The following is a 3,522-nucleotide window of genomic DNA, read 5'->3' as shown; positions in this document are numbered from 1 at the left end:
TGCCGAATTGCGGCGCCGGCTCGCGGCCCTCGCGCCAGCCGGAGGCCATGTAGTGGTCGACCGGGTCGACGCCGGCGGCGGCGAGGTCGGGGTTGCCGGCGAGGTAGAAGGCGCCGTCGACGAGGCGGCGGGCGAGGCGGGGGGCCTCGGCCGTGTCGGGCTTGGGCAGGGCGGGCGCCTCCCCCCCCCCGCCGGCCCCGCCCCGCCCGGCGCGGCGGCGCGCGAGGGCGTGCAGGAGCGGGTTGATGCCGGCGCGGGCGAGGTGGGGATGGGCGGCGAGGTAGGCGGCGGAGTCGAAGTCGGGGCGCGGGTCGCGGCCCTCGCGCCAGCCGTGGACGAGGTAGTCGCGCACCGGGTCGGCCGCGATCCCGTACCAGCTCGCGTAGAACGCCGTGTCAAAGTGTGGAGCCAGGGCGCCGATCAGGCGCGCCTCGAGATCCGCGCCGGTCGCCGCGCCCGCCCAGCGTCGGTGCAGCGCCGCCGGCGTGGCCAGCGGATCGCGCAGCCGGCCGAGGCGGCGTCGCATCCGCGTCAGGGCCGAGATCCGGCCGGTCCCGTCGGAGTCGCGGCGCATCTCAGGACTCTGCGGAGGGGCGTTCGCCGCGGGCCGTCACGGGGCGCGGGATCCATCGGCCGCCCGCCGGGCGGGCGCCGTCGAGGCGCGGGGCTCTGATCGGGTCATGGGCGGCAGCTGGCGGGCAGCGTCGGAGGCGCGAGGCGGCGCGGGAGCGATCGTCCTGTCGGACACAAGTCGCACTAGCGGAACCGGCCGAATCCGTAAACCGCGGGGCGCCGCCGGCGTCCGCGCCGCGGGCCACGCCGCGGACCGGCGGAGGGGCCTTGCTGCCGACCGTATTTCGATATATCTTTAAATTCGTCATATCGAAATCGAGTCGAATCCATGCATCCCTATGTCTCGGACGGCCTGCACGCCGATCCCTTCGACGCCTTCCGCGTCCGTGCCCATCGCGGCCCGATGGGCGGCGACCCCCGCGGACGGCACGGTCCCCACGGTCACCCGGGTCGCGGTCCCGGCGAGCGCCGGATGTTCGGCCGCGGCGGCCGCGGCGACCTCGCGCGCTTCTTCGCCCACGGCGACCTGCGCCTCGTCATCCTCCACCTGATCGCCGAGAAGCCGCGCCACGGCTACGAGATCATCAAGGCGATCGAGGAGCGGGTCGGCGGCGCCTACAGCCCGAGCCCCGGGACCGTCTACCCGACGCTGACCCTCCTGGAGGAACTCGGCCACGTCACGGTGACCCCCGGGGAGGGCACCAAGCGGCTGCACGCGATCACGCCCGAGGGGCAGGCCTTTCTGGACGGCAACCGCCCGACCCTCGAGGCGATCCTCGCCCGGATGGCGGAGGCCGAGGCCGCCCGGGGCGACGGTCCCCCGCCCTCGGTCGTGCGCGCCAAGGAGGGGCTGAAGCTCGCCCTGCAGATGCGGCTCGCCCGCGGTCCGCTCAGCGCCGAGCAGGCCGCCGCCATCACGGCGGCCCTGGAGGCGGCGACCGCCGCGGTGGAGCGGGCGTGACGGATCGCGACCGTCTCGCGCCCGTCACCGGGGCCTCTGCCGGGCCCCTTGCCGGGACGCGGCCGGTGCCCGACCCGCGGCTCGGCCGCCTCGTCCTCGGGGTCACCCTGTTCCGGCCGCGGCCGGACCAAGTGGCGCGCGTCCGGGCCCTGGCGGCGGCCGGCGACGCCGCGGTGATCGCCTTCGACAATGGCGGCCTCCCGGCCGGGATGGCCGACCAGCTCGCCCGGGCCGGCGTGACCCTGCTGTCGGCGGGCACGAATCTCGGCATCGCCGAGGCGCTCAACCGGATCGCCGCGTCCGCCCGCGCCGCGGGGTCCGGGACCCTCCTCCTCCTCGACCAGGACGCCGAGCCGCCCGCGGACCTCGCCGCCGCGCTGCTGGCGGCGCGGGACCGGCTGCGGGAGGCCGGGATCCCGGCGGGGGGGGGGGGGGCGGGCGCGGGGGCGGCGCCGGGGCGCCAGCCGGCGGCGGTGGTGGGCCCGGTCCCGGCGCCGGCACCGGGCCACAAGGCGCCGGCCTACCCGCCCCGTCCCGGCGCGCCGGCACGCGACGGCCTCGCCCCGGTGCAGTTCCTGGCGACCTCGGGCTCGCTCGTCGACCTCGACGCCTTCGCGCGGGTGGGGCCGTTCCGCGGCGACTTCTTCATCGACGGGGTCGAGCTCGAATGGTGCTTCCGTGCCTGGAGCCTCGGCTACGGCTGCTACCAAGCCGCCGCCGTCGCGATCCCGCACCGCGTCGGCGGCGGGACGATCCGGGCCTTCGGGATCACGATGCCGCGCCAGCCCCTGTTCCGCATGGCGACCTACCTGCGCAACGCGATCTACGCGTGGCGGCTGCCGCACGTGCCGCCGCGCTGGAAACTCGCCCAGGCCGCCTACCTGCCGCTCCAGGCCGGGCTGTACTGGGCGGATTCGGGCTTCCGGCCCGCCGTGCTGCTCAGGCTCCTCGCGGCCGCCCGCGACGGCGCCCTCGGGCGCCTCGGTCCGCCCCGGGACCTGCCCCGAGATCTGCCCCGAGATCTGCCCCGGGATCTGCCGTGACCGACCGCCCTGCCCTCGACGTGGTGATCGTCAACTGGAACGGCGGCGGCCTGCTGCGCGCCTGCCTCGCGAGCCTCGCGGCCGCGCGGGACGCCGCGGCCGTGCAGGTCACCGTGGTGGACAACGCCTCGACGGACGGCTCCACCGAGACCCTGCCCGCCCTGCCCCGCCCGCTGCGGCTGATCCAGAACACCGCGAATCTCGGCTTCGGCCGGGCCTGCGACCAGGGCGCCGCCGCCGGCGACGCCCCCGCGATCCTGTTCCTGAACCCGGACACGCAGGTCGCGCCCGACGCGCTCGGCGTGGCCCTGGCCGCCCTGGCGGCCGACCCGCGGACCGGGATCGTGGGCGCGCGGCTCGTCGACCCGGACGGGCGGACCGCGCGCTCCTGCGCCCGGGCGCCTTCGGCGCTGGGCCTCCTCGGCCGCGCCCTGGCACTGGACCGCCTCGGCCTCGTGCGGCCGCACTTCCTGCTGGAGTGGGACCACGCGGAGGACCGCGCCGTCGACCAGGTGATGGGCGCCTTCCTGATGATCCGCCGCGACCTGTTCCGGAGCCTCGGCGGGTTCGACCCGCGCTTCTTCGTCTACTGGGAGGATGCCGACCTCTGCGAACGCGCCCGGGCGGCGGGCTTCGCGGTGCGGCACGTGGCCGGGGCGGTCGCCCGCCATGTCGGCCAGGGCACGACCCGGCAGGTGCGGGCGCGGCGGCTGTTCTACTTCCTGCGCAGCCAGATCCTCTACGCCGGCAAGCACCACGGCGCCGCGACGGCCCTCGGCCTGACGGCGGCGAGCTTCGGCGCGCAGGTGCCCCTGCGGCTCGCCCTGGCCCTCGCCCGCCGCTCCCCCCGGGAGGCCGCGGAGGTCCTGCGGGCGGCGGGGCTCCTCGCCGCGGCGCTGCCGGGGCTCGTGCCGGACCTCCTGCGGGCCGCGCGCGCGCGGCCCG

General features: G+C 77.3%; 3 protein-coding genes and 1 pseudogene. 3 read left to right on the top strand and 1 reads right to left on the bottom strand.

All coding sequences use genetic code 11. From position 1 onward, the window contains the following. Positions 1-574: pseudogene (locus ACLBYE_RS29980) on the bottom strand (glycosyltransferase); the annotation flags it as partial. Positions 575-901: 327 nt separating this feature from the next. On the opposite strand from ACLBYE_RS29980, the gene ACLBYE_RS29975 reads away from it, so the two are divergent. The 3 genes from ACLBYE_RS29975 to ACLBYE_RS29965 form a co-directional block, all read left to right on the top strand. Continuing rightward, the gene (locus ACLBYE_RS29975; RefSeq protein WP_447696946.1) at positions 902-1,534 is read left to right on the top strand and encodes a PadR family transcriptional regulator; all 633 of its coding nucleotides are present in this window, start codon (positions 902-904) and stop codon (positions 1,532-1,534) included. 65 nt (positions 1,535-1,599) lie between these two features. Further along, complete coding sequence (locus ACLBYE_RS29970; protein ID WP_447696947.1) at positions 1,600-2,577, top strand: rhamnosyltransferase; 978 nt, start codon at positions 1,600-1,602, stop codon at positions 2,575-2,577. Beyond that, positions 2,574-3,522: glycosyltransferase family 2 protein (locus ACLBYE_RS29965; RefSeq protein WP_447696945.1), on the top strand; the 949-nt coding region annotated here is incomplete at its 3' end. The genes ACLBYE_RS29970 and ACLBYE_RS29965, both read left to right, overlap by 4 nt.

The organism is Methylobacterium sp. A52T (genome assembly GCF_053346095.1).
Note: the sequence above shows the minus strand (reverse complement) of the source record. Positions and strands in the feature narration are given on the sequence as shown.